Genomic DNA, 24460 nt, shown 5'->3' with positions numbered 1-24460 from the left:
GGACCCTATATAGGCCCCCAAGGATGTGTGGACGCTTCGTCATAACTTCGGCCCCCGCGGCTTTACGGCAACTGTTCGGCTACATCGAGCAGCCGAATTTCCCGTCACGGTACAACGTCGCGCCGACACAACCGATTCCGGTCGTGCTGCTCGAGAATGGCGCGCGCCATTTCCGCTTGATGCGCTGGGGATTGTTGCCGAGCTGGGTCAAGGATCCCAAGGGATTTACGCTCCTGATCAACGCGCGCTCCGAGACGGTGCTGGAAAAGCCCGCCTTCAAGAACGCGATTCGGAGGCGCCGCGGCCTGATCCCGGCCGACGGCTATTATGAATGGAAGGCGGAGGGTGGCCGCAAGCAGCCCTTCTTCATCCACCGCGCCGATAGCGAGCCGCTCGGCTTTGCTGCGGTATTCGAGACCTGGGTCGGGCCGAACGGTGAGGAGCTCGACACCGTCGCGATCGTCACGGCGGCGGCGGGCGAGGATCTCGCCGCGCTGCATGACCGCGTGCCCGTCACCATCAGCCCGCGCGATTTCGAGCGCTGGCTCGACAGCCGCGGCGACGATGTCGATGCCGTGTTGCCGCTGATGTCCACCCCGCGCATCGGTGAATTCGCCTGGCACCCGGTCTCCACCCGCGTCAACCGCGTCGCCAATGACGACGATCAGCTCGTGTTGCCGATCAGCGCGGAGGAGATGGAGGCGGAAGCTGAGGCGGCGAAACCGAAGAAGGCGGCCCGGAAGGTCGCTGCTAGCTCGTCAGATGACGGGCAGGGGTCGTTGTTTTAGGCGGCGGTGCCGTAGGGTGGGCAAAGCGAAGCGTGCCCACCATCGTGTTTCAAGCAAGTGGGTAGACGGTGGGCACGGCGCGTTGCGCCTTTGCCCACCCTACGCAATCTACACGATCTCTTTTGCCCTGAGCGCCGCGATCTCCGCTGCATCGAACCCCAGCTCGCCCAGCACCGCATCCGTATCCGCACCCAATTCCGGCGCCATCCGGTCCAGCCGGCCGCCGCCATGGCCGAGCTTGAAGCCGCTGCCGGCAAAGCGCAGGCGGCCGTAGGGCGTATCCAGCTCCTGGATCGCGCCGCGCGCCTTGATTTGCGGATGATCGATGACCTCCTCGACCTTCCAGATGCTGGCGCAGGGCGCGCCGGCATCTTCCAGGATTGTCTCCCACTCGCGCGCAGGCCTGGCCGCCAGCGCCTCCTCGATGATGGCGCGCAATGCGCCCTCGTTCTCGTTGCGCGCGAACCAGTCGGCGAAGCGCGGGTCTGACAGCGTGTCCTCGCGGCCGAGCGCGGACATCAGCGCGCGGTACTGCTTCTCGTTGTTGACGGCGAGCAGGATGTGGCCGTCGCCGCATCTGAACAGATTTGCCGTGGTCCGACGGCTGACGGCCTGGTTGCCCGACAGCTGCTGGCGATGGCCGGCGACCGACCAGTCCGCGATCTGCCCCGAGAGAAACGCCATCGTCGCCTCAAGCATCGAGACGTCAATCAGCTGTCCCTTGCCGGTACGGTCGCGCTGGTACAGCGCGCTCGACACGCCGAACGCGGCCGTCGCGCCCGACAGCACGTCGCACACCGCAAAACCCGCGCGCGTTGGCCCCGTCTCGGGATGTCCCGTGATCGCCATGATGCCCGACAGCGCCTGCATCTTGCCGTCATAGCCGGGCCTCAGGCGGTCCGGGCCGGTCTGGCCGAAGCCGGACACGGCGCAATAGATCAGCTTTGGATTGATCGCGGAGAGTGCCTCGTAGCCGATGCCGAGCTTGTCCATCACGCCCGGGCGAAAGTTCTCCATGACGACGTCGACTTGCGCCACGAGCTTCTTCACGATCGCGATCGCGTCGGGCTTTTGCAAATCGAGCGTCAGGCTGCGCTTGTTGCCGTTGATGGCCTGGAACGCCGGCGCGAGTCCGCGCTCGGCCCATTCGCGGCTGAGCGGTGTGCGGCGCATGTCCTCGCCCTCGCGCCGTTCGACCTTGATCACGTCGGCCCCCAGAAGCGCGAGCTGGTAGCTCGCATAGGGGCCGGCCAGCACCTGCGTGAAGTCCAGGATCTTCACGCCCTCGAACGGTCGCGTCACGTCGCTCTCCCCTTAGTTTGTTGTTGTCGGAGGACGTCAGGCGGCGCGGTTGCCGCGCGCGATCTCCTTCTGCTTGTCGAATTCGGCGCGGCGGCGCGCCAGCTCTTCAGGCGAGAGCTGTGCGACGTTGTTGTAGTCGAGCTTCCAGGAGGCGTCCTCGCTCCAGCGCAGCGGCGACTGCATCGTGGTTTGCGGACCGCTCGCGCTTTCCAGCAGCGTCAGCGCGAGCTCCAGCGTCTGTGCCTGCGAGGCGACGTCGTGTGGCTTGCCGGCGGAATTGCCGAGCGGGAAATCCGAGAACAAGAAGCGCGGCACGGCGGCATGCTCGATGATGTCCTTGGCGCAGCCCATCACCACGGTCGGAATGCCGTTGGCCTCGAGATGCCGCGCCACCAGTGCGGTGGTCTGGTGGCAGACCGGGCAGTTCGGCACCAGCACGGCGACATCGACCTTGTCAGCGAGGCAGCGCGCCAGGATTTCCGGCGCGTCGGTGTCGAGCGTGACGCGATGGCTCCGGTTGGTCGGCGCGCCGAAGAAACGCTGGCTCACCTCGCCGATGCGGCCTACGGCAGATGCCTTCAAGAGCTGCGGCAGCGGAAACCAGGTGCCGTTGTCGGTCGCCGTGGTGTGCTTGCGGTCGTAGCCGATGTGCGAGATGCGCAGATCGTGCTGCTTCGAGGTGTCGCCGTCATAGACCTGGTAGAATTTCGCCCCGCCATTATACGCCGCGCCCGGCCCCTGGTCGCCCTTGGTGGGATCGTAAGGCGCGGCCGTGGTGATGATCGTCACGCGCGATTTTGCCAACGGTTTCTTCAGCGGCTGGAACGGCGCCTGCGTGTAATGCGCCCAGCGATACGGCGTGGTGTAGCCGATCGCGGTGTAATATTCGCGCGTGCGCTGCATATAGGGGACGGGGGAGTCGTAGTCGGGCGCAAAGCCGAATTCGTCGTCGCGCGAAGCGGACATGGGGCGCGTCTCCTGGTTCTTGGTTCGCGCCAGACTAGAGATAGTTTTGGTGTTGCTCAACCGGGGCGGGGCGGCGCAGGGCAGAATTGCAGGCTTAGTGGAGCCGATTGCGCTGTCTTCCCCTCTCCCCTTGCGGGAGAGGGTGGCTCGCCGCGGAGCGGCGAGACGGGTGAGGGGTATCTCTCCGCGAGTCCGCTCTTTCTGAATTTGCGGACGCGTACCCCTCATCCGGCGCTTCGCGCCACCTTCTCCCACAGGGGGAGAAGGAAGAAAGCGTAACTCACCTGAAAATATGCAGCGCCGCGTACTGCAGCAGCATGATCGCCTTGGCGTCGATGATGCGGCCGTCCGCGATCATTGCCAAGGCCTCGTCGATCGAGAGCTCCAGCACCTCGATGTCCTCGCCTTCGTGCTCGAGGCCGCCGCCGTCGCTGACCCGCATCTCCGGCTCGTATTCGGCGACGAAGAAATGCAGCTTCTCGGTGATGGCGCCGGGGCTCATGAAGGCCTCGAACACTTTGTGGACGTGGTGCAGGCGATAGCCGGTCTCCTCCTCGGCCTCGGCGCGGATGCGCACCTCGGGGGAGGCATCGTCCAGCACGCCGGCGGCCGCTTCGATCAGGAGATCGTCGTAGCCGCGGATAAAGGCCGGCAGGCGGAACTGGCGTACCAGGATCACCGTACGCCGTGCGCGATTATACGGCAGCACGGCGGCGGCGTTGTCGCGCTCATAGGTTTCCCGGTGCTGCGTCTGCCACTCGCCATTGGCGCGCCGGTACTCGAACGTCGTGGTCTTCAGCGTGGTCCAGCCGTCCGAGAGCACGCGGACGTCCTTGATGCGGACGCGGTCGGATACGGTCATTGCTGTTTTCCGGCTACGTTGTGGAAGCGCGGCCGTCGAGCCACTTCTGGAACATCACCGAGGTCGATTCCTCGAAACCCAGCGACTGGTAGAACGCATTGGCTTGCGCGTTCTCGCGGCGGACCAGCAGCTGCAGCTTCAAAATGCCGGCCTGGCGCAGCCAGTCCTCGGCCGCGGCCATGATGACGCGGCCATAACCGCGTTTGCGCCCATCGGGATCGACCGCGACGTAATAGACCCAGCCGCGATGGCCGTCATGGCCGACCATGGCGGTGGCGACGATCGTGCCGCCATCGCGGCCGATCAGAACGGTCGAATTGTCGCGCCGCCGCGCCAGCGCGATGTCGGCATGCGGATCGTTCCAGGGGCGCGTCAGGCCGCAGCGTTGCCACAGCGCGACGACGGGCTCGACATCGGCATCATCGATCGCATCGATCGTAAGGGAGACGCTCACAGCACCTTCCCCGGATTCATGATGCCCTGCGGATCCAGCATCGCCTTGATCGCGCGCATCAGCTCGATCGCGGTCTTGTCCTTCACCTCGGGCAGTTCGTCGCGCTTGAGCACGCCGATGCCGTGCTCGGCCGAGATCGAGCCGCCCATGCGCAGCACGATCTCGAACACGACCGCATTCATCTCATGCCAGCGCGCCAGATAGTCCGCGGTGTTGGCGCCGATGGGCTCGCTGACATTGTAATGCAGATTGCCGTCGCCGAGATGGCCGAACGGCACCGGCCGTGCGCCGGGGATCAGTTTCACGACGGCGGCATTGGCTTCGTCGATGAAGGCGGGCACGGCGGCGACCGGCACGGAGATGTCATGCTTGATCGAGCCGCCCTCCGGCTTCTGCGCCGACGACATTTCCTCGCGCAGCTTCCAGAAGCCGTTGCGCTGGGTGAGGTTGGCCGCGATCACGGCGTCGTCGACGATCTCGTCTTCCATGGCGCGCGTCAGGATCGTCTCCAGCGGCGTGCGGGCATCATCGCCGGGCGAGGACAATTCCATCAGCACGTACCAGGGATGTTTTGCTTCGAGCGGATCGCGCACGTCGATGCCGTGGCGGACCGAGAAGTCGACCGCCATCTCCGACAGCAACTCGAAGCTCGTCAGCGCGTTCGCAGCTTCGCCTTGCGCGATGGTCAGCAGCTTCAGCGCCGCCGCCGGCGATTTTAGCCCGACGAACGCGGTCTCGACCGCCCGCGGCTTCGGAAACAGCTTGAGCGTGGCCGCGGTGATGATGCCGAGCGTGCCTTCCGCGCCGATGAAGAGGTTGTGCAGATTGTAGCCGGTGTTGTCCTTCTTCAGCTTCGACAACACGTTGAGCACGCGACCGTCGGCGAGCACCACCTCGAGCCCCAGCGCCATCTCGCGCGCCACGCCATAGGCGAGCGCGGCGGTGCCGCCGGCATTGGTCGAGAGATTGCCGCCGATGGTGCAGCTTCCTTCGGCGCCGAGCGAGAGTGGAAACAGCCGGTCCACGTCGGCCGCCTTCTGCTGCGCGACCTGGAGCACGACGCCGGCCTCGCAGGTCATGGTGTTGGAGGCGGTGTCGACCTCGCGGATCTTGTCGAGCCGGCGCAGCGACACCACCACTTCGCCGTTGTGGGGCGTCTGGCCGCCGACGAGCCCGGTGTTGCCGCCCTGCGGCACCAGCGCGATTCCGTGCGCGGAGGCGAGCTTGCAGATCGCCGAGACCTCCGCCGTCGAGCCCGGGCGCAGGACCAGCGGCGAGCGGCCGTGAAACAGGTTGCGCTCCTCGGTAACGTAGGCCTCGATGTCGGCCGCGTCGGTGATGGCATGTCGGTCGCCGACGATCTTGCGGAATTGTTCGATCAGCTCTGGCGCAAGCGGCGGGGTGGCAGATTTATTGACGTTCATGCTCTTGTCTCTTCTTCGCTCTTATCTCTTGCGCATGATCTTATCGGAAAACCGCTGCATACTTTTCCGGATCATGCGCTATCGGGCGACCGCGGCCCGGCGCAGCCGGTCGTTGATGGCCTCGCCAAGTCCTTCTTCCGGCACCGCCATCACCGCGATCGCTCGCGGGCTCGTCGCATCGAGGGCGCGAAGATAGCCGAACAGATTGGTGGCGGCTTCATCGAGATCAGCCGCGGGCGACAAATTCATGACAGCGGCGGCGGCCTCCAGGCCCGGCAGGCGATCGGGGCCGAACGCGAGCAGCGCTTCGCCCGCGGCCACATCACGCGCATTGAGCCGCACGCTGGCGCGCGGCGCGTAGTGCGAGGCCAGCATGCCCGGCGCCAGCGGCTGGCTGTCGTCGCTCTCGGCCTCTACAGGCGGCCGCGCCAGCGGCGCGCCGAGCACGGCCTCGATCCGCTCGCGCGACAGCCCGCCGGGGCGCAGCAGCATCGGGGCGTCGAAACAGCCGACGATGGTCGATTCGACGCCGACCGTAACAGGTCCGCCGTCGACGATCAGGTCGATCCGCCCGGCAAGGTCGCTTTCGACATGGGCTGCCAGTGTCGGCGAGACATGGCCGGAGATGTTGGCCGACGGCGCCACCACGGCCCCGCCGAAGGCGCGCAGGATCGCCTCCGCCACCGGATGGGCGGGAATGCGGATCGCGACCGTGTCGAGCCCGGCGGTGGCCAACTCGGCCACCGGACAGTCGTCCGTTTTCGGGACCACGAGCGTCAGGGGCCCCGGCCAGAACGCTTCCGCAAGCCTCAACGCACGCGCGTCGAACCGCCCGATCCGGCGCGCGGCGGCGAGATCGGCGACATGGGCGATCAGCGGGTTGAAGGCCGGCCGCCCCTTGGCGGCGTAAAGATGGGCGATCGCGGTGGCATTGGCGGCGTCCGCCCCGAGCCCGTAGACCGTCTCGGTCGGAAACGCGACCAGCCCGCCGGCGGCCAAAATCCGGGCGGCAGCTTCCGCGCCGGCCGCGCCGGCCGGTAAAATCAGCGTTTCAAGACCCGTTTTCACAGGGACAAAATTCCTCATGCCGGCCGCTTGCGGTGCGTCAAACCCGACGCTATAAGCCGCCTTCTTGTCGGAGTGTGGCTCAGCCCGGTAGAGCACTGCGTTCGGGACGCAGGGGTCGCAGGTTCGAATCCTGCCACTCCGACCATTCTTCCAAAAGTCGACGTTTTCCAGAGGCTTGGCGGACCGGCCGCCAGCGCCTCGGGAGTGCCTTTTTGCAACGATTTTCGGGGCGGGTCCACGGCCGATTTGGTTGGGCAGGGGCATCTGCCGCGGCGGCATGGCTCTACATTCGCCGGCCGATGGTCCGATGCTGGACAGTAGGTCAGTAGACTACCGCCGCGCCACCAGCACGCCCACCAGGAACGCCACCATCAGTGCCGGCAGTGGCGCCTCGCGCACCATGCCGCGAACGATGTCCGGCCAGTGCTGCTCCGGGACGAGGCTTGGAGACCTGACTTCAGCCATCGGTGTCATGCCCCAGTCCGAGGCAAGTTCGGCGATCTCGCTCGAGGCCAAACGCACGTCGTCGCGGACACGGAAGATGGCGGCGTCGGATCGCTCGCGCGGCGCCAGCGCCATCAGCGTCGCGACAGCAGTGCGCAACGTCATCTCACCAAAACCTTGCAGCCTCACCGACTCCTCGGGATCGGATGTCATGCAAAATCCCTCACAGCGCGAAGTGGTGCGCGATGGTGAATGCTGCCGTCGCGCACAGGACCAGCGTGGACACCGCGCCGGCCACCCCGCGCGCGAGATGGGCTCGCGTCAGGTGCCTGGTCATGATTCTGCTCCATGCTCAGCATGGCAATGGCGTCGAGGAAGGTTGGTTCCTTGCGCGTCGCTCGAATCGCCCGAAGCTCTACTTCCGCAAGAGCTCGCTCAAGGCCGCCGTCGCCTCGGCGCAGCGGATGTCGTCGATCTCGCGCGACAGGCTCAGCGCGCTGGATCTCAGTTCTTCGAGCCTCCAGTTCGCCGGATGCTGGCTTTCGAGCTGACCGAGACGCTTGTTCAGGTCATCCAGTCTCGATTGGAGCTGCCCGATGCTGGCGGCCCCATTCACTTTCCAAACGCGCTGTGCACGCATCGTAGTTCCCCTGCTAGTCTCACGGCGTTGTGAGCGGGGTTCGTGGCTGGAATGGGAGTTTCTTTTGTCCGGCTTCAGACGGCGGGGAACCGTTGCAAAAGGGCAACGCGGGTTCCTGCGCGTTGACCGGCGCGGACAGGGCTATCGCCCATCGCCCGCGCCCTTCTGTAGATGCCGTCGCGGTGCCTGGTCGGGCCCGGCACGATCCGCGTCAGGCGGCGCTCGGCCACTCGGTTGATCGCTTTTCGATGCGGCTTTCCAGGATCGCGATGCTCACCTGGAGATTGTCGCGCCGGGCTCTCAGGTTCTGCGCGAGCATCGGGTAGGCGAGATTGTTTGGATCGGAGATTCCGGCCCTCCGCTCTTCCTCCTGAATGTCGGCGTCGAGCATTTGCGTGCGCCAACGCAGATCGGAGATCAGGACGTGGAGCTGTGTCGGGATGGTCGCTTCGAAACGGGACGTCGATTGCATGGGATCGCCTCACTATGAAACAGACCCACTGCGGGTCTGAGGGATTGGCGGGCGAGCAGCAAGGAGAGTGCCAGCGCGTCGGCTGAGGGCGAAGGCCTGCCGGGCGGCCGAAGCGGTGACACTCTCCCCTTCGTCATTCCGGGGCGATGTGCAGCATTGAGCCCGGAATCCATCGGGCCGCAGTTGCGCGGCGACATGGGATCTCAGATGCGCAATTGCGCATCATAGCTCGCCGCTTCGCCGCGCTCCGGAATGACGGTGGCATGCCCGGGTGTTTCGCTTTGCTGTCAACCCAATCGCGCCAAATATTCCACTTTACCGAATTTCGGAAATGGCGTATGTGTAGCCCATCCCGGCTCATTCGGCTCGTAATGTTTGGCTGGCTATTCCCGAACGAAAATGTGGGACTTAACCTTCCATTCGCCGTTGGACTGGTGTTCGTAAAGCTTAACGGTGCTTCCGGACAGCTTGGTCGTTTCCTCGCCTTTGACCAAGGAAGCTTTGAAGCGGGAGGTCACGTATGCGTAGTTCCCCATTGGCAAAACCTCAACAAGTTCAAGCTTGTGATTTCTGACGCTCGTTCCCCTTTTGGCAAAGAAGTCGCGTATCGCAGTCGCACCCGAAACGGGCGGTGCGCCGGGCGGGATTAGACTGGCATCGGTGGCATACATTGGCAGCAAGGCATCGAAATTTGGATCGTTGATCGCTGCATCCCATTGCGCATTGAGTTTCGTCATGTCCTCATTGAGCGGGTCCGCCCGCGCATGGCCGATAGTGACGAACAACAGCACCAGCAGCAGCGATAAGCTTTTGCTCATGACTTTGCCCTCTTTGATCTGATCGTGTCCGCCAGTCGGGCGCGCCTATGCGACGCGCACGCTGGTGATCTGTGAATGGCTGGTTCTGAAGATCGCGCCTGCCAATGGCACCAAGGCTGCAATTTGAAGAGAAGCGGAGAGTTCGGCGTTTCTCCGTTTTGTGGGCAGCAGCTTCCGGCAAGCAAAGAGCGTGACGGTGCGGGGAGGCTACACGGTTCTCGGAATAATGCCTACGGTTGTTTTGGGTCAGAAAGCCAGCGAATGTCGGCCCCGAACGCGGCATCGTCGATGGCTCGCACCGTGTCGTGGTGATGACGTGATGCCCGCAATGGCTGGCGGCGACCGTCGAAGGATGGGCGGTCCCTCCGCAATCGGTCGTCAGGGTTCTTCAGAGGGCAAAAAGAAACGCGGGGACCGCGCCACCGCACCTATTGAGAATATCTGGTGCGAGAAAATGCGTGGTTGCAGTTGCAGGGGACGCCGGAACGTTCGCTATGCGCCGATAGCGAGCAGCGAGCGCTTTGCAGCGAAATGACGCGATGGGCCCAAAGGCGACACTCAAGAAAAGCCGCCAAGCGAGGCGGACTTAGACCGGCGTCTCCCGGCGGACTGGCGGTAAGAGTGCCAACGCAATGTAGGGGAGTGGATAAAGCAATCCGCCCCAGATGAACCAGGCGGCCCTAGAGCGTCCCCTCTGTTCGGCATAGTTCGCAGTATAGTGCCCGCACGCAGAGATGAGGCTGAGATAAAGGATTGCAGCAACAATTAACGGAAACATGGGCCGGCTCCGATCACTGCTACGAATAAACATAAGGGATTTGGGTCACGGGGCAATACACGCCCTCGTCAACGAATGAGTTCAAGACCGCATGGCAAGGTCCGGTTAGGCGCAATCGCGCCCAAGGTCGACCAGCAGCAAATCTGGATATGGTCCGCTCTGCCGCCGGAAGCGAAAGTGAGCTATCCCGCTGCGATGCAGCAGGAATGACGCTGATGACCGAAACCGTCGCGCCCGTCGCCAAGCCTGTTCCTCGACCGCGATCCAGAAGCGCCGAGACCGTCAGCGCGTCGGCGCTGGCGCAGCACCTCGATTGCAGCCGGACCTACATCGGCAAGCTCGAAGCCGAAGGCGTAATCCAGCGGCAAGGTGACGGCTTCCCGCTCGATCAGAGCCGCGTCGCTTATCTGCGATACCTGCGGCGCGAGCGGCGGCAATCGTCGCGCAGTGAAGCCGATGCTGCGCACGGCGCGGCAATGACAGCGTGTTTTCGAGAACGCTGCAATCTCCTCATGCTGTTGCCGAAAGGCAACTGATTTATTGTTTCTTCGTTGAACTGTTCCATTTTGCGTTTACGCCGCAACAAACAGTTTTAGATTTGCGGTCTCCGGGCTGGGGCGTGTTTTACGACAGCGAATTTTCGAACCCGGAGGCTTTTCGAAATGATTTTGGAATTCCTCGCAATTTTTTCTCTCGTTCAGTTCGCCAACATAATTTCGCGACTGATCGGTCAGCGGAATGACGTACTCTCCTACGTTTCAAGATCAGGTCCTCACCGGTAAGTGTGGCTAAAGCGGCATTGCTGGCACCGTTTTGATGGCATCTATCCTGCACGGTGCGCGACGTAGCGATCTTGCGGCCCGGCGCGCCATCGAGCATGTGTGTTCGAGGTGCGCACAGAGATTGCCAAGGTCTAACAGGAGATGGCCGACAAGTGAGGTGAGCCGCCACTGGATGACGACACATGATGACCGCCGCTCAAGTCGCGACACAGGTCCTACGTCGCCTCCGTTGTGCCGGCGTGCCGGCACGCCATCCACCGCAATCTGTAGCGGCGTGCTAGTCCATCGTAGGCCGGGCGGAGTTGTTTGCTATTTCTGCTCCCCGCGATACTCTGACAATCGGCTGGGGGCCTTAGAATGTTCGATGTGTATCTTAACACCAGGCGAGATCTGTTGGTTGTGCGAAATGGTTTGCCAATTCCGCTTCCCGACGCGTCAGGCAGATGGCATAAGAAGAAAAAAGTAGCGAGCGTCAGTGAGAACATTAAGCTCGCCGTTCAGCGACAAGGCTACTACCTGCGCAAGCTAACGGACTTTAAAAAGCGTTAGCCCGCGAACCGCATGTGCAACCTCTACAGCATCGCGACGAACCAAGCTGCGTCGCCGCACTGTTTCGCGTCGCCAACCGATACGTCGGCAACCTCGCACCGATGCCCGGCGTGTTTCCCGACTATCCTGCGCCGGTCGTCCGCAACACAGACGCAGGATGGTGTTGATGCGGTGGGGCATGCCGCCGCCACTTCGCACAGGCGTGCTGCCAGTCACGCCCCGCTGACCCCGGCCGTCGGGCAAAACACCGGGTCATTCCGATCTGCGCCGGTGTCAAGTTGCGCTTGCAAGAATATTCCACTTTACCGAAATTCGGAATTGGCGTATGTGTCGCCCATCCCGGCTCACCAAGAGGGGCGATCTTGTGTCGTCACTGTCGCGAGCCGGGCTTGCGGTGGACGCGGCAGCGTCGGGCGCGAGAGGCCAAGGGCAGGGCGGATTGCTCTCCGTGAGCCCAAGACTTCGTGCCGGATGAGCGGCGCTGTCAGGTTCGTCTCGTCTGCAAGTTTCCGGCTCCGTCGACAGGGCTGGAAAAACTGCGGCGAAATGGCGGGCCGTGCGTACGGCAAAACCGTGTGGTCCTGGCCGTCGTTGCTACGGTCAAGTGCTTTGCGAATGCGGCAGTCGCGTCAACCGGCGCGGTGCTGGTGACTTTCGCAGGCGTGAGGGAGGCCAGAAGGAATTCGGCTCCCGGGAGAGCACGGCATAAGCCGTCCAACCATCGCGCAGGGAAGGCCGAGTGATTGGCACCACCTGCTGCTGTGCGGTTTCCCTGCGCACCATCTTCGCGCAGCGGACCGCGGGTGCGAGGTCAGCACCCGGCCTTCCCTGCGCCCTCTTGGCTTAGAGAGGGTGGAGCGACCAAGCAAAGCTCGGGCGAATTGGGCCGCGAGGATGCGAAGGCGTGTCTGCGACCAGGCACTCGCTGTCGTCGCCCGGCTTGACCGGGCGATCCAGCATTGCAGAGACGGCTGTGATTGAGCCGAGAGGCCGCGGCGTACTGGATTCCCCGCTTGCCGCCTACGCTAAAGCTTCGGCGGCCCTGGACCTCAGCCCCGGCGAAGCCTTGGCGTAGCCGGGTCGCGGGGAATGACTGTGGTACTTGGAGGACGACGCCGATGCCCCTTGCTCCGTCATTGCGGGCGCAGCGAAGCAATCCAGAGCCTTTCCGCGGAGGGATTCTGGATTGCTTCCGCCTTCGCTGAAGCTTCGGCGGACAAGTCGCTACGCTCGCAATGACGATGCGGAGAGAGCGTGCCTTCCATCCACCCCCCATTCACAACTCCGTGCCTTGATTCGGGAACAATCATTCCCTATTATCCCGCAATGCAAAAAGCCGCGCGCCGTCCCCAGCCTGCTGCCCGTCCACCCGGCCGTCCCCGGGAATTCGACATGGACACCGCGCTCGACCGCGCCGTACGCGTATTTTGCGAGCGGGGCTATCATGCCACCTCGATCGGCGACCTGACAGCCGCGATGCGGCTTGCCACCGGCAGTGTCTACAAGGCGTTTCGCGACAAGCAGGCCGTGTTCCTGGCCGCTTTCGAGCGCTATGCCGCGGTGCGCCGGGAGCAGACCCGCAGCGCGGCGGCGCGCGGCGCCAACGGTCGCGAGCGACTGCGCCATATGTTGCTGTCCTATGTCGAGCACTCCCAGGGGATCGAGGGCCGTCGCGGCTGCATCGTGGTCGGCGGCGCGGTCGAGCTCGCCGCGCTCGATCCGGACGTCCGTGCCCGCGTCAACGCCCAGCTCGAGACCAACGAGGCCTTCATCGCCGGCCTCATTCGCGAGGGCCAGGCCGATGGCTCGATTCCCGCCCATGTTGCGACCGACGACACCGCGCGGCTGATGATCTGCATCACGCAGGGAATGCGCGTCGTCGGCAAGGCGCGCCTGCCGCTCGACGGCGAGCGCCTGGTCGGCGTCGCGATGAAACTGCTCGACTGAATTTGTGTCATATTAGGGAATGATCATTCCCGATATCTGGAGTCTGTTGGAATGACGATGAATGCCACGATCGAGACCGCACCCGGGCCGGATGCGGTGTCGCAGCGACTGACCTTCGTGCTTGCCGCGGCCTGCGGCATGGTCGCCGCCAACATCTACTACGCCCAGCCGCTGATCGCCCCGATCAGCGCCGCGCTCGGCCTCTCGCATGCGGCGGCCGGGCTGATCGTCACCATGACGCAGATCGGCTACGGCGTGGGGCTTCTCTTCATCGTGCCGCTCGGCGACCTCGTCGAGAACCGCGCGCTGATCTGCTCTGTCATCACGCTCGGCGCCGCGGCGCTTCTGGCCGCCGCGTTCGCCACCCACGCGCTGCCGTTCCTGATCGCCGCGCTGTTCATCGGCCTCGGCTCGGTCGCCGTGCAGATCATCATTCCCTACGCTGCACACCTTGCGCCGGAAGCCATTCGCGGCCGCGTCGTCGGCAATGTCTCGACCGGATTGATGCTGGGCATCATGCTGGCGCGGCCGGTGTCGAGCTTTGTCACGGCAGCGCTGTCATGGCACGCGGTGTTCTTCATGTCCGCCGCGCTGATGATCGTGCTCGCGGCGGTGTTGTGGACGACGTTGCCCAAGCGCAAGCCGGTCGCGCGCATGCATTACGGCACGCTGCTGCTGTCGATGCCGCATCTGGCGCGGACCACGCCGCTGCTCCGGCGCCGCGCGCTCTATCAGGCGAGCCTGTTCGGTGCCTTCACCCTGTTCTGGACGGTGGCGCCACTCCAGCTCGCCAGTGAATTCGGCTTCTCCCAGCGCGGCATCGCGCTGTTCGCGCTCGCCGGCGTCGCCGGCGTGTTCGCCGCGCCAATCGCGGGACGGCTCGCCGATCGCGGCCATAGCCGCATCGCGACGCTGGTCGCCATGCTGCTCGCGGCCGCCGGCTTCCTGGTGACCTATGTCGGTGCGGCCGGCTCGACGCTGAATCTCGCCTGCCTGGTCGTGGCCGCGATCGCTATCGATATCGGTGTCCAGGGGAACGTCGTGCTGGGCTTCCGCGCCATCTTCGCGCTCGGGCATGAGCACCGCAGCCGTCTCAACGGCCTCTATATGGCGACGTTCTTCGCCGCCGGCGCTGCCGGCTCTGCGGTTGGCGCCTGGGCCTTCGCGCAAGGCGGCTGGACGCTGGCGTCGGCCATTGGCCTTGCTCTGCCCGTCGCGGGCCTGCTCTATGCGGCGACAGAGTAGCGGTACGATCGTGCCCGCGGCCGTTTACCAAGCCCTGGATACGCAGCCCGGCACCGTGCGATTTCCGTCTCGCGGTTTCCCTGCGGCTGTAGTACTTTGGTCGCAAGCGAGCCCGGTTAACGGGCGGCAGGGGGAGGCTGATGAGGCGTGCGGGACTGGTTGGCGTACCGCGGGTACGGCCATGGTCGTGGCAGGCGTTTCTGCTCGGATTTATCGTCGTCGCCGTGTCGGCCGCGCTTCAAGGCGTCTGCGTCGCACTCGGCGCCAAGCTCTATTTCGCGGCGTTCCTGCCTAGCCTGTTCGTGCTCGGAATCGTCGCGGGCGCGCCGGCGGCGGTGTTCGCCGCGCTGCTCACCGTTCCGCTGGTGTGGTGGGCGTTCATCCCGCCGTTCTTCCAGTTCATGCCGCTCTCCAGCGCGGGCGCGGATTCCATCAACCTGTTCTGCCTGCTCGCGGTGCTCTTGATCGGCCTTGCCGATCTCTGCCGCGAGATGATGGCAATGATCAGCCGCGGCGGGCTGAAGCCCTCGGGCGAGAGCACGGCAACGAATTCGCAATAAATCCGCCTCGTGCGGAAGGGGCGCGTTGCGCCGGCGCAACAGTCCGGCAACCATCCGCGAGCTTGGTGCGCGCCGCTAACTTTTCGAAAAAGATTTGGCCGCAATTTCTCCCCCGGGAATGACGAGGGAGTTTTTGAACATGAACGGTCACGCCATCTTTGAGAACGTGCGCCGCTATCGCGGCATCGCATCGCTCTATCGCCAGACCGCTGCATTCCGCCCGGGCCAGAGCTGGTCGCTTCTGGAGCAGGCGAGCGAGTGGGAAGCGCGGGCGCTGTCGGAGCTGGAAGCCTATTTCGCCGCGCGCGCGGATTACGCCGCCGTCCAGCGCGCTGCCTGATCGTTAACCATCACAGGTATTCGTATCGATGACGAACGGCGCGAACGACACGCGATGGGACGCAGACGTTCGCGCCATAGCCGTCAGAACCGGTAGCTCGCCTGGACCCTCACGGTGCGGCCCTGGCCGGGCGAGATGTTGTTGTTGCCGTCGGCGGACGCCCAATAGCCGCGGTTGAAGATGTTCTCGACCGTGAGCTGCGCTCGCCAGTTGGCATCGATCGTGGCGTAGACGCCGGCATCGAAGCGCACGAAGCTCGGCAGTCTCACCGTGTCATCCGACGATGCAAAGGAATCGCCGAAATAGATGATGCCGAGCGCGGCCGCCCACATCGGCGTGAACTGGTACTTGTTCCACCAGGCGAACTGATTGTACGGCACCAGCTGCACGCGATTGCCCGGCACCACGGTCGCCGACGTCGCGCTGGTGATCTTCGCATCGGTATAGGCATAACCGAGCGTGGACTGCCATTGCTCGGTGACGTAGCCGACGAGGCTCGCCTCGAAGCCGCGCGTCAGCGTGCTGCCGGAGGGCAGGAAGAAGCCGGGATTGTTGCCGTCCGCGATCGGCTGGTTGGTGCGGTTGAGGTTGTAGATCGCGGTCGAGAACAGCAGCCTCGGATTGATGTTCCACTTCATGCCGACCTCGGTGTTCTCGAACTTCTGCGGCTGGAGGATCAGCGTGCCGTCGTTGAGCGAGGAGAACTGGTCGCCGGACGCGGGCAAATAGGAGATGCTGTAGGCGGTGTAGACCGACATCGTCTCCATCGGCTTGAGGAGGACGGCCGCTTGCGGCGACACCAGATTGTCGGTGCGGTTGCGGTTGAGGTTGGTGTTCATGTCCAGCGCCGACATCTCGAGGCGGTCGAACCGCGTGCCCACGATGAGCTGGAGCGCGCGTGAGAATTCGATGGTGTCGCGCAGGTAACCGGACTCGACGTTGAGCGCATATTTACTGTTCGAATCCGGTGTCGTGACGCCATCGGTGTTGGTGCCGGTGAAGTGGTGGACGAAGGTGACCGGTCCGAAATAGGTCGGAGCGAACGGGTTCTGCACGATGGTGTTGGTGCCGTTCGGGAAGACGCCGGTGTTGCGGATGTCGACACCGGTCTGGCGGCCGAACTCGGTGCCGAAGCCCACCGTGTGCGCGATCGGCCCAGTCCAGCCCTTGTAGGTGAAGTCGGTCTGGTTGAAGACGTTGTCGCGGTTGGTCGTGTGCTGATAGGCGCCAAGGTTGACCGCGGTGTCGGCTGCGTTGACGGCACCGGCGAGCGGCCCGCCGGTGGGATAGACGTTCTGGTAGAACTTCTGGTAGTCGGCCGCCATCGTGCCGTTGCGCACCGACAGTCCGTTCTGGAAGTCGTGCTCGATGATCGCCATGCCGGTCTGCACGGTCGCCTGCGCGGTGTTGAGGCTGGGGCTGCCGAAGAAGGTCTGAAGATTGCCGTTCGGCGCGAACGGTGTCGTCGGATTGAATCGCGTGACGCCGCCGGGAAGGCCCTGCGAGGGATTGCCGCGATCGGCGGTGCGGCCGTCGTGGTAATATTCGTAGGACAGCTTGATCTTGGTGAAGTCGTCGGGCTTCAGCGTGACGGTCGGGTTGATGCCGTAGCGCTCGAGATGATTGAAGTCGCGGAAGGCATCGCTGCCCTCGTAGAACACGTTCAGCCGTGCCGCCACGTTGTCGTTGACGGCTTGGCCCGCGTCGAGCGTGACGCGCCGGTCGCCCCACGAGCCCGTTTGCCCCGTCGCCTGGTAGATGCGGGTGCCATCGGCCTCCTTGAGGGTGCGGTTGAGCACGCCGCCGCCGGCGCCGCGGCCGAAGGTCAGGGCGCTCGGGCCCTTCAGCACCTCGATGCTTTGCGCGTTGTACAGGTCGCGGAAATATTGCACGTCGTCACGAAAGCCGTTGACGAAGAAGTTGGCGCTGGAATCGACGCCGCGGATGACGAGCTCGTCGCGATTGCCTTCGCCCTGGTGGACGGCGACGCTCGGGACGTAGCGCGTGACATCGGTCAAGCCCTGATAATTCTGGTCGCGGATTTGCTGCTGGGTGATGACGGAAAGCGATTGCGGGATGTTGACGATGGGCGTGTTCGACTTGGTGGCGACGGAGGTGCTGTTGGCGAAATAGCCGACGGTGCCGGTGCGCGCGTCCTGCGATGGCAGGAAGGGTTGTGGCGCGGCGGTCGTCCCCGGCCGCCGTGCCGTTTGCGTCCGGCGGCTCCGCGTGCCGCTCGACCGGCGTGCGGCCGAAGCGGGATTGGTACGGCGCTGTGCGTCCGGCGCGGTCACGGTGACGGATGGAATCGTCACGCCTTGCGCGGGCGTGGATTGCGCAAAGGCCTGCGGACTGGCGAAGAACGCAGCTGACGTCATCAGCGCGGTCAACACGCCTCCGATACCCGAAAAATTGCGCTTGGACATGTAGCTTGCGGCAGACAAAAGCTCTCCCGCGGCGGCGATGTGGCTCATCGCGCCCTCCCCGACTCTTTCAAAACTCGCCCGGATTCCCCATTGCACGGCCGGATGCGGGGCAAGGCGCATCCGTGCACGCGAAGTCACTGTGTGCATGAACAAAGTGACCGCGCGGCCATTCCGCGCAGGATGATTTGAATCGTTCGAAACTTGTCGGGTTCCAGGCGATCACATGTTTCGGCGCACCGGCAGGATCCGTGGCGACTACGGAGTTATCTCGGCGCCCGCGTGTGCTAGCAACACGCCGATCGAGATCTCCTACGTCGGCCGGGCCAAGCGATGACCACCTTCAACCGCATCTTCACGACGGAGCGTCTGCTCCAGATCATCGTCGTTCTGGCCGCGACGATCGCGATGAAGCTGATGGGGTGAGTATCGGCAGGCTATTGCCCGCCGAACTCGGGCACGTCGGGCAAATAGTTCGAGCCCTCGGAGCCCAGGAAATCGAACATCGCCTGCGCCGGTGGCAGCAGCACCTTGTCGCTGCGGCGGATCACGTACCATTGCCGGACGATCGGAAGGCCCGCGACATCGAGCACGATGAGACGACCTTCGGCGAGCTCATGCGCCACCGTGTGGGCCGAGATGAAGGCGATGCCGAGCCCGGCGATGACGGCCTGCTTGATGGTCTCGTTGCTGCTCATCTCCATGCCGATGATCGGCTCGAGATCCGATCTCTGGAACATGCCTTCCATCAGCGTGCGCGTCCCTGATCCCGGCTCGCGGGTGAGGAAGGTCTCGTGCACGAGGTCGGTCAGGTTGAGGCCGGAATCCTTCCCCAGCCAGTGCCCCTTGCGCGCGACGATGATGTGCGGATTGCGCCCGAGCTGACGCACGTCGACGCTGACGTCGGCCGGTGGCCGACCCATCACGGCGAAATCGAGATCGTAGCCGTGCATGGCCTCGCGGATCTCCTCGCGATTGCCGATCGTGAGCTTGATCTCGATCTTCGGATGCCGCTTCGAGAACGCCGCGATCGCATGCGGCACGAAGTATTTCGCGGTCGAGACCGCGCCGAGATGCACCGTGCCGCCGGTCCGTCCAGCGAGCAGATCGAGCGCGCCCTGGCAGTCCATGATCGCGGCCTCGACGCGTTCGGCGAGCGTCAGCACCTCCTTGCCTGCCTCCGTCAGCAGCATGCCGTCGCCGGTCCGCTGCACCAGCGGCAGGCCGGCGAGGTCCTGGAGCTGCCGGAGCTGCTGGGTGACGGCTGGCTGGGTCAGGCCGAGCTGGCTCGAGGCCGCAGTGACGCTGCCCTTCGCCGAGAGCGCCGCAAGCGAGCGCAGCTGCCGGATCGTCAGATGCCGGAGCTGGGCCGCTGCGTGGCCGGGGCCATTATAAGAAAATTCTTTGGCACTCATTATGAATAGAAATTTTCCTTATTAAGCCGCCCCTGTCAATCTCCTCGTGTTGGGACCGACCGCACCGACCTCCAGCGGGGAGGGAACTGGAAGCGGCGCCCGCAAGGGGATGGACGCAGATGACCGGGCAACTCAGGTTGGACGACCACCTTCAACGGTATTCCGAGACGGCGCCGCATGCGCTGGCCGTGGCAGCCGCAGTCGATGCCATCGCGGCGGCGGCGATCGAGATCGCCGACCTCATCGCCACCGGCGATTCCGCGGACGCATCGGGCCTGACCACCGGCCGCAACAGCGACGGCGATCTCCAGCGCGACCTCGACCTCCAGGCCGATGCGATCCTGCGCCGCTGTCTCAGCAGACTGCCGATCGCGGCGCTCGCGTCGGAGGAGATGCGCGAGCCGCAAATCGGCGACCGCGAGGCAAAAATCTGCGTCGCGATCGATCCGCTCGACGGCTCCTCCAACATCGACATCAACATGACCGTCGGCACGATCTTCTCGATCCTGCCTGCCCCGGATGACCTGGCTCTCGCCTTCCATCAGCGCGGCTCGGCGCAGCTTGCCGCGGGGTTCGTCACCTATGGGCCGCAGACCTCACTGGTGCTGACGCTCGGCGACGGCGTCGACATCTTCACGCTCGACCGCAGGGCGGGCTGCTTCCGCCTCGCGCGCAGCGCCGTGCAGATCTCCGAGACGTGCGAAGAATTCGCGATCAATGCGTCGAACCGCCGCCACTGGGATACGCCGGTCCGCGCCTTCGTCGACGAATGTCTTGCCGGCGTCGAAGGGCCCGCCAACCACAATTTCAACATGCGCTGGATCGGCTCGCTGGTTGCGGAGGCCTACCGAATACTCACCCGCGGCGGCGTGTTCCTCTATCCCTCGGACGCGCGCCCCGGCTATGGCGACGGCCGCTTGCGCCTCACCTACGAGGCGCACCCGATGGCCATGATCATCGAACAGGCCGGCGGCTCCGCCACGACCGGGCGCGAGCGCATCCTCGAGCTATCGGCGCAGAGCCTGCACCAGCGCGTGCCGCTGATCATGGGCTCGAGCAACGAGGTGCAGCGCGTCGAGGAACTGCATTGCGATCCGCTGCTGGTCGCCAGCATCTCCGCACCGCTGTTCGCGCGGCGCGGCTTCTTCCGGCTGTGAGCGAGGCGACCCATGTCCAGGAAGCATCCGATCATCTCCATCACCGGCTCCTCCGGCGCCGGCACCACCTCGGTCAAGAAGACGTTCGAGCAGATCTTCTTCCGCGAGAAGGTCAACGCCGTCTACATCGAGGGCGACGCCTTCCATCGCTATGATCGTGCCGAGATGCGCACGCAGATGGCGCAGGAGGCCGAACGCGGCAACAAGCATTTCAGCCATTTCAGCCCCGAGACCAACCTGTTCGAGGAGCTGGAGCGTGCCTTCCGCGACTATGGCGAGACCGGCACCGCGACGACGCGGCACTATGTCCATGATGCCGAGGAGTCCGCACTGCATGGTACGGCGCCCGGGACCTTCACCGAGTGGGAGCGGCTGCCGGAAAATTCGGACCTGTTGTTCTACGAGGGCCTGCACGGCGCCGTCGTCACCGACAAGGTCAATGTCGCGCGCTACGCCGATCTCAAGATCGGCGTCGTGCCGGTCATCAATCTCGAATGGATCCAGAAGCTGCACCGCGACCGCAGCGCCCGCGGCTATTCGACCGAGGCCGTCACCGACACCATCCTGCGGCGGATGCCCGACTACATCCACTACATCTGCCCGCAATTCACCGAGACCGACATCAACTTCCAGCGCGTGCCGACGGTGGACACCTCCAATCCGTTCATCGCGCGCTGGATCCCGACGCCGGACGAATCGATGGTCGTGATCCGCTTCAAGAATCCGCGCGGCATCGACTTCCCCTATCTGCTGTCGATGCTTCCCCACAGCTGGATGTCCCGCGCGAACTCCATCGTGTGTCCAGGCGCGAAGCTCGATCTGGCGATGCAGCTGATCCTGACGCCGCTGATCATGCAGCTGATCGAGCGCAAGCGAAATCTGAAGTGAACAGGGAGAGAATCCGATGAACATCTCCGTCCACGCTGAAGCCGACATCACGGCAGTCGCGCACAACGATCTCGCCAATGCCGTCCGCTTCCTCGCGGTCGATGCGATCGAGACCTCGCAGTCCGGCCATCCCGGCCTGCCCATGGGCATGGCCGACGTCGCAACCGTGCTGTTCTCGCGGTTCCTGAAATTCGACTCGGCTCACCCGAATTGGCCGGATCGCGACCGCTTCGTGCTGTCGGCGGGCCACGGTTCGATGCTGCTCTATGCGCTGCTGCATCTCACCGGCGGCGACGTCAGCCTGGACGACATCAAGGCGTTCCGGCAGTGGGGCTCGAAGACGCCGGGGCATCCGGAATACGGCCACACGCCGGGTGTCGAGACCACGACCGGGCCGCTGGGGCAGGGGATTGCGACCGCTGTCGGCATGGCGCTCGCCGAGCGCATGGCCAATGCACGGCACGGCGACGGCCTGGTCGATCACTTCACCTATGTGATCGCGGGCGACGGCTGCCTGATGGAAGGCATCAGCCAGGAGGCGATCTCGCTCGCCGGTCATCTCCAGCTCGGCCGTTTGATTGTGCTGTTCGACGACAACGGCATCTCCATCGACGGGCCGACCTCGCTGGCCACTTCCGATGATCAGCTCGCGCGCTTTGCGGCGTCCGGCTGGTCGGTCCGCCGTGTCGACGGCCATGACCCCGAAGCGGTTGCGCAGGCGATTGCCGAAGAGCGTGAGAGCACAAGACCGTCGCTGATCGCCTGCCGTACCATCATCGGCTATGGCGCGCCGGACCGTCAGGGCACCGAGAAGGCGCATGGTGCGCCGCTCGGCACCGAGCAAACAGCGGCGGCGCGGCGGACGCTCGGCTGGGACTATCAGCCTTTCGTGGTCCCGATCCCGATCCTCAAGGCATGGCGGATGATCGGACAGCGCGGGCAGGTCGAGCGTCTTGCCTGGCTCGACCGCTACGAATGCGCGACGGCCGCGCAGCGCGAGCTGTTCATCGAGGGCAAGGCCGTTGCCCTGCCGGAGGCCTATGCCCAGGCCTCGGCGAAATTGCGCGAGCGCTTTGCCAGCGAGCGTCCGAAGCTGGCGACGCGGCAAGCCTCGCAACAGGTGCTCGACGGCATTGCCGGGACAATTCCCGGACTGGTCGGCGGCTCGGCGGACCTGACGCATTCGAACCTCACGCACGCCAAAGCGCAGACTCCGGTGACGCGTGGGGCGTTCGCCGGCGGCTACATCCACTACGGCATCCGCGAGCACGGCATGGCCGCCGCGATGAATGGCCTCGCGTTGCATGGCGGATTCATCCCCTATGGCGGCACCTTTCTCGCCTTCTCCGACTACAGCCGGCCGGCGATCCGTCTTGCGGCCCTGATGCGGCTGCGCGTCATCCATGTGATGACCCACGACTCCATCGGTCTTGGCGAGGACGGTCCCACGCATCAGCCCGTCGAGCATCTCGCGGCGCTGCGCGTCATCCCGAATCTTCTGGTGTTCCGCCCCGCCGACGCGGTCGAGACGCTGGAAGCCTGGGACTGCGCGCTCGAGGCGGAAGATCGCCCCTCCGTGCTGTGTCTGTCGCGTCAGGCGCTGCCGACATTCCGCAGCGACGTGCGCGGCAGGAACCGTGTCGCGCGCGGCGCCTACCTCATCGTCTCGCCGGACGGCGGTCGCGACGTCACGTTGATGGCGACCGGCTCCGAAGTCTCGATCGCGCTGGAAGCCGCTCGCCTGCTCGCGACGGAACATATCCGCGCCGCCGTGGTCTCCGCGCCATGCTTCGCGCTGTTCGAGGAGCAGCCGGAGGACTACCGCGCCTGTGTGCTCGGCACTGCCCCGCGCGTCGGCATCGAGGCCGCAGTCGCCGGCGATTGGCATCGCTGGATCGGCACTGACGGCGAGTTCGTCGGCATGCGCGGCTTCGGCGCCTCTGCGCCGGCGCCCGTGCTCTACCGCGAATTCGGCATCACGCCGCAAAGCGTTGCCGAAGCCGCCCGGCGGACGATCACCCGCGCCGGCAAGCCATAACAGGAGGAACTTTCGTGGCCCGTATCACCCTTCGTCAGCTGCTCGATCACGCCGCCAACCACGGCTACGCGGTGCCGGCGTTCAACATCAACAACATGGAGCAGGGTATTGCGATCATGCAGGCCGCGGCCGAGGTCGATGCGCCCGTGATCATCCAGGCCTCGCGCGGCGCGCGCAGCTATGCCGGCGATCTCATGCTCTCGCACATGATCGACGCGCTGGAGCGGACCTATCCGGACATTCCGCTCTGCATGCACCAGGACCACGGCAATGACGAGGCGACCTGCGCCTCCGCCATCGCCCACGGCTTCACCTCCGTCATGATGGACGGCTCGCTCAAGGCCGACGCCAAGACCGCCGCCGATTACGACTACAATGTCGACATCACCCGCCGCGTCGTCGATCTCGCGCATTGGGTGGGCGCCTCCGTCGAAGGCGAGCTCGGCGTGCTCGGCTCGCTCGAGCATGGCGGCGGCGAGCAGGAGGACGGCCACGGCGTCGAGGGCAAGGTCAGCCACGACCAGCTCCTCACCGATCCCGACCAAGCCGTCGACTTCGTCCGCGCCACCAAGGTCGATGCGCTCGCGATCGCGATGGGCACGTCCCACGGCGCCTACAAGTTCAGCCGCAAGCCTGATGGCGACATCCTGGCGATGCGGGTGGTCGAGGAGATTCACCGCCGCCTGCCGAATACGCATCTCGTGATGCACGGCTCCTCCTCGGTGCCGCAGCCGCTCCAGGACATGTTCAATCAGTTCGGCGGCGAGATGCCGCAGACCTGGGGCGTGCCGGTGGAGGAGATCGTCCGCGGCATCAAGAGCGGTGTGCGAAAGGTCAACATCGACACCGACTGTCGCCTCGCGATGACCGCGGTGTTCCGCAAGGTCGCCGCGCAAACGCGCTCGGAGTTCGATCCGCGCAAATTCCTCAAGCCTGCGATGGATGCGATGCGCGAGCTCTGCCGCGATCGCTTCGAGCAGTTCGGCACCGCGGGCCACGCCAGCAAGATCAAGGTCATTCCCTTGAGCGAGATGGCGCGGCGCTATCGCGCCGGCGAGCTCGACCCGCGCATCGGCGCCCGCGAGTCGGTCGCCGCCTAA

At 64.7% G+C, this 24460-nt stretch carries 22 protein-coding genes, 1 tRNA gene and 1 pseudogene; 13 read left to right on the top strand and 11 right to left on the bottom strand.

Features of this window, described 5'->3' with window-relative positions; genetic code table 11:
• The first annotated feature begins 23 nt into the window (after positions 1 to 23).
• Complete coding sequence (locus AB7Z56_RS34240; protein ID WP_063985082.1) at positions 24 to 788, top strand: SOS response-associated peptidase; 765 nt, start codon at positions 24 to 26, stop codon at positions 786 to 788.
• Positions 789 to 896: 108 nt separating this feature from the next.
• On the opposite strand, the gene AB7Z56_RS34235 is transcribed toward AB7Z56_RS34240, so the two are convergent.
• From AB7Z56_RS34235 to AB7Z56_RS34210, 6 genes are all read right to left on the bottom strand, one after another.
• Positions 897 to 2090 carry a CaiB/BaiF CoA transferase family protein gene (locus tag AB7Z56_RS34235; RefSeq protein ID WP_063985081.1) on the bottom strand — a complete coding sequence of 398 codons (1194 nt, stop codon included), beginning with the start codon at positions 2088 to 2090 and terminating at the stop codon, positions 897 to 899.
• Positions 2091 to 2126: 36 nt separating this feature from the next.
• Complete coding sequence (locus AB7Z56_RS34230; protein WP_063985080.1) at positions 2127 to 3056, bottom strand: glycine reductase; 930 nt, start codon at positions 3054 to 3056, stop codon at positions 2127 to 2129.
• A 280-nt stretch (positions 3057 to 3336) separates the two neighbouring features.
• A complete protein-coding gene (locus AB7Z56_RS34225) occupies positions 3337 to 3918 on the bottom strand; it encodes an NUDIX domain-containing protein (RefSeq protein ID WP_063985078.1) in 582 nt (193 codons plus the stop codon).
• Between the two features lie 13 nt (positions 3919 to 3931).
• On the bottom strand, positions 3932 to 4372 hold the full coding sequence (locus AB7Z56_RS34220) for a GNAT family acetyltransferase (protein ID WP_063985077.1): 441 nt from the start codon (positions 4370 to 4372) through the stop codon (positions 3932 to 3934).
• Complete coding sequence (locus tag AB7Z56_RS34215) at positions 4369 to 5796, bottom strand: FAD-binding oxidoreductase (RefSeq protein ID WP_063985076.1); 1428 nt, start codon at positions 5794 to 5796, stop codon at positions 4369 to 4371. Before AB7Z56_RS34215 ends, AB7Z56_RS34220 begins: the two co-directional genes overlap by 4 nt.
• 78 nt (positions 5797 to 5874) lie before the next feature.
• The gene (locus AB7Z56_RS34210) at positions 5875 to 6864 is read right to left on the bottom strand and encodes an L-threonylcarbamoyladenylate synthase (RefSeq protein WP_063985075.1); all 990 of its coding nucleotides are present in this window, start codon (positions 6862 to 6864) and stop codon (positions 5875 to 5877) included.
• A 68-nt stretch (positions 6865 to 6932) separates the two neighbouring features.
• On the opposite strand from AB7Z56_RS34210, the gene AB7Z56_RS34205 reads away from it, so the two are divergent.
• Positions 6933 to 7009: transfer RNA gene (locus AB7Z56_RS34205), tRNA-Pro, on the top strand.
• Positions 7010 to 7194: 185 nt separating this feature from the next.
• Here the strand turns inward: AB7Z56_RS34205 and AB7Z56_RS34200 are convergent.
• The gene (locus AB7Z56_RS34200) at positions 7195 to 7521 is read right to left on the bottom strand and encodes a hypothetical protein (protein WP_063984990.1); all 327 of its coding nucleotides are present in this window, start codon (positions 7519 to 7521) and stop codon (positions 7195 to 7197) included.
• 122 nt (positions 7522 to 7643) lie between these two features.
• On the opposite strand from AB7Z56_RS34200, the gene AB7Z56_RS34195 reads away from it, so the two are divergent.
• The gene (locus AB7Z56_RS34195; protein WP_063984989.1) at positions 7644 to 7859 is read left to right on the top strand and encodes a hypothetical protein; all 216 of its coding nucleotides are present in this window, start codon (positions 7644 to 7646) and stop codon (positions 7857 to 7859) included.
• A 300-nt stretch (positions 7860 to 8159) separates the two neighbouring features.
• Here the strand turns inward: AB7Z56_RS34195 and AB7Z56_RS34190 are convergent, their stop codons facing one another.
• Positions 8160 to 8339, bottom strand: coding sequence for a hypothetical protein (locus AB7Z56_RS34190; RefSeq protein ID WP_371496182.1), 180 nt, complete (start codon positions 8337 to 8339; stop codon positions 8160 to 8162).
• Between the two features lie 464 nt (positions 8340 to 8803).
• Positions 8804 to 9238 carry a YybH family protein gene (locus tag AB7Z56_RS34185; RefSeq protein WP_063984987.1) on the bottom strand — a complete coding sequence of 145 codons (435 nt, stop codon included), beginning with the start codon at positions 9236 to 9238 and terminating at the stop codon, positions 8804 to 8806.
• 993 nt (positions 9239 to 10231) lie between these two features.
• On the opposite strand from AB7Z56_RS34185, the gene AB7Z56_RS34180 reads away from it, so the two are divergent.
• From AB7Z56_RS34180 to AB7Z56_RS34155, 6 genes and pseudogenes are all read left to right on the top strand, one after another.
• Entirely contained in the window at positions 10232 to 10552 is a 321-nt protein-coding gene (locus AB7Z56_RS34180; protein ID WP_155795367.1) for a hypothetical protein, read from the top strand.
• Between the two features lie 807 nt (positions 10553 to 11359).
• Positions 11360 to 11564, top strand: a pseudogene (locus AB7Z56_RS34175) (SOS response-associated peptidase); the annotation flags it as partial.
• Between the two features lie 1109 nt (positions 11565 to 12673).
• Complete coding sequence (locus AB7Z56_RS34170; RefSeq protein WP_063984971.1) at positions 12674 to 13294, top strand: TetR/AcrR family transcriptional regulator; 621 nt, start codon at positions 12674 to 12676, stop codon at positions 13292 to 13294.
• A gap of 51 nt (positions 13295 to 13345) precedes the next feature.
• A complete protein-coding gene (locus tag AB7Z56_RS34165; protein ID WP_231144373.1) occupies positions 13346 to 14539 on the top strand; it encodes an MFS transporter in 1194 nt (397 codons plus the stop codon).
• A 140-nt stretch (positions 14540 to 14679) separates the two neighbouring features.
• The gene (locus AB7Z56_RS34160) at positions 14680 to 15099 is read left to right on the top strand and encodes a hypothetical protein (protein ID WP_063984969.1); all 420 of its coding nucleotides are present in this window, start codon (positions 14680 to 14682) and stop codon (positions 15097 to 15099) included.
• 139 nt (positions 15100 to 15238) lie between these two features.
• On the top strand, positions 15239 to 15439 hold the full coding sequence (locus tag AB7Z56_RS34155) for a hypothetical protein (RefSeq protein ID WP_014497279.1): 201 nt from the start codon (positions 15239 to 15241) through the stop codon (positions 15437 to 15439).
• A gap of 83 nt (positions 15440 to 15522) precedes the next feature.
• Here the strand turns inward: AB7Z56_RS34155 and AB7Z56_RS34150 are convergent, their stop codons facing one another.
• Together AB7Z56_RS34150 and AB7Z56_RS34145 are read right to left on the bottom strand one after the other, a co-directional pair.
• Positions 15523 to 17913, bottom strand: a complete 2391-nt coding sequence (locus AB7Z56_RS34150) for a TonB-dependent receptor (protein WP_063984968.1) — start codon at positions 17911 to 17913, stop codon at positions 15523 to 15525.
• 386 nt (positions 17914 to 18299) lie between these two features.
• Entirely contained in the window at positions 18300 to 19277 is a 978-nt protein-coding gene (locus AB7Z56_RS34145) for a LysR family transcriptional regulator (RefSeq protein WP_063984967.1), read from the bottom strand.
• Between the two features lie 119 nt (positions 19278 to 19396).
• On the opposite strand from AB7Z56_RS34145, the gene AB7Z56_RS34140 reads away from it, so the two are divergent.
• Genes AB7Z56_RS34140 through fba form a run of 4 tightly spaced genes read left to right on the top strand, consistent with a single transcriptional unit; the run spans position 19397 to position 24460 of the window.
• The gene (locus AB7Z56_RS34140) at positions 19397 to 20434 is read left to right on the top strand and encodes a class 1 fructose-bisphosphatase (RefSeq protein WP_063984966.1); all 1038 of its coding nucleotides are present in this window, start codon (positions 19397 to 19399) and stop codon (positions 20432 to 20434) included.
• Between the two features lie 12 nt (positions 20435 to 20446).
• Positions 20447 to 21322, top strand: a complete 876-nt coding sequence (locus tag AB7Z56_RS34135; protein WP_063984965.1) for a phosphoribulokinase — start codon at positions 20447 to 20449, stop codon at positions 21320 to 21322.
• 16 nt (positions 21323 to 21338) lie between these two features.
• Positions 21339 to 23360, top strand: a complete 2022-nt coding sequence (tkt, locus tag AB7Z56_RS34130; RefSeq protein WP_063984964.1) for a transketolase — start codon at positions 21339 to 21341, stop codon at positions 23358 to 23360.
• Positions 23361 to 23374: 14 nt separating this feature from the next.
• Positions 23375 to 24460: a class II fructose-bisphosphate aldolase gene (gene fba / locus AB7Z56_RS34125; RefSeq protein WP_063984963.1), complete on the top strand. Its 1086-nt coding sequence runs from the start codon at positions 23375 to 23377 to the stop codon at positions 24458 to 24460.

Origin of the sequence: Bradyrhizobium sp. 482_C4_N1_8 (assembly GCF_052075965.1) — a bacterium.
In the GTDB taxonomy this organism is placed as follows: Bacteria; Pseudomonadota; Alphaproteobacteria; order Rhizobiales; family Xanthobacteraceae; genus Bradyrhizobium; species Bradyrhizobium barranii.
The sequence above is the reverse complement of the archived record's forward strand: the minus strand, read 5'-3'. Positions and strand labels throughout refer to the sequence as shown.

Bases quoted from the DNA above. Each gene is read 5' to 3' on its own strand.
- AB7Z56_RS34240 (WP_063985082.1), top strand. From the start codon at position 24: ATGTGTGGACGCTTCGTCATAACTTCGGCCCCCGCGGCTTTACGGCAA.
- AB7Z56_RS34230 (WP_063985080.1), bottom strand. From the start codon at position 3,056: ATGTCCGCTTCGCGCGACGACGAATTCGGCTTTGCGCCCGACTACGAC.
- AB7Z56_RS34225 (WP_063985078.1), bottom strand. From the start codon at position 3,918: ATGACCGTATCCGACCGCGTCCGCATCAAGGACGTCCGCGTGCTCTCG.
- AB7Z56_RS34215 (WP_063985076.1), bottom strand. From the start codon at position 5,796: ATGAACGTCAATAAATCTGCCACCCCGCCGCTTGCGCCAGAGCTGATC.
- AB7Z56_RS34200 (WP_063984990.1), bottom strand. From the start codon at position 7,521: ATGACATCCGATCCCGAGGAGTCGGTGAGGCTGCAAGGTTTTGGTGAG.
- AB7Z56_RS34195 (WP_063984989.1), top strand. From the start codon at position 7,644: ATGATTCTGCTCCATGCTCAGCATGGCAATGGCGTCGAGGAAGGTTGG.
- AB7Z56_RS34190 (WP_371496182.1), bottom strand. From the start codon at position 8,339: ATGCTCGACGCCGACATTCAGGAGGAAGAGCGGAGGGCCGGAATCTCC.
- AB7Z56_RS34185 (WP_063984987.1), bottom strand. From the start codon at position 9,238: ATGAGCAAAAGCTTATCGCTGCTGCTGGTGCTGTTGTTCGTCACTATC.
- AB7Z56_RS34180 (WP_155795367.1), top strand. From the start codon at position 10,232: ATGACCGAAACCGTCGCGCCCGTCGCCAAGCCTGTTCCTCGACCGCGA.
- AB7Z56_RS34170 (WP_063984971.1), top strand. From the start codon at position 12,674: ATGCAAAAAGCCGCGCGCCGTCCCCAGCCTGCTGCCCGTCCACCCGGC.
- AB7Z56_RS34165 (WP_231144373.1), top strand. From the start codon at position 13,346: ATGACGATGAATGCCACGATCGAGACCGCACCCGGGCCGGATGCGGTG.
- AB7Z56_RS34160 (WP_063984969.1), top strand. From the start codon at position 14,680: ATGAGGCGTGCGGGACTGGTTGGCGTACCGCGGGTACGGCCATGGTCG.
- AB7Z56_RS34155 (WP_014497279.1), top strand. From the start codon at position 15,239: ATGAACGGTCACGCCATCTTTGAGAACGTGCGCCGCTATCGCGGCATC.
- AB7Z56_RS34150 (WP_063984968.1), bottom strand. From the start codon at position 17,913: ATGAGCCACATCGCCGCCGCGGGAGAGCTTTTGTCTGCCGCAAGCTAC.
- AB7Z56_RS34145 (WP_063984967.1), bottom strand. From the start codon at position 19,277: ATGAGTGCCAAAGAATTTTCTTATAATGGCCCCGGCCACGCAGCGGCC.
- AB7Z56_RS34140 (WP_063984966.1), top strand. From the start codon at position 19,397: ATGACCGGGCAACTCAGGTTGGACGACCACCTTCAACGGTATTCCGAG.
- AB7Z56_RS34135 (WP_063984965.1), top strand. From the start codon at position 20,447: ATGTCCAGGAAGCATCCGATCATCTCCATCACCGGCTCCTCCGGCGCC.
- tkt (WP_063984964.1), top strand. From the start codon at position 21,339: ATGAACATCTCCGTCCACGCTGAAGCCGACATCACGGCAGTCGCGCAC.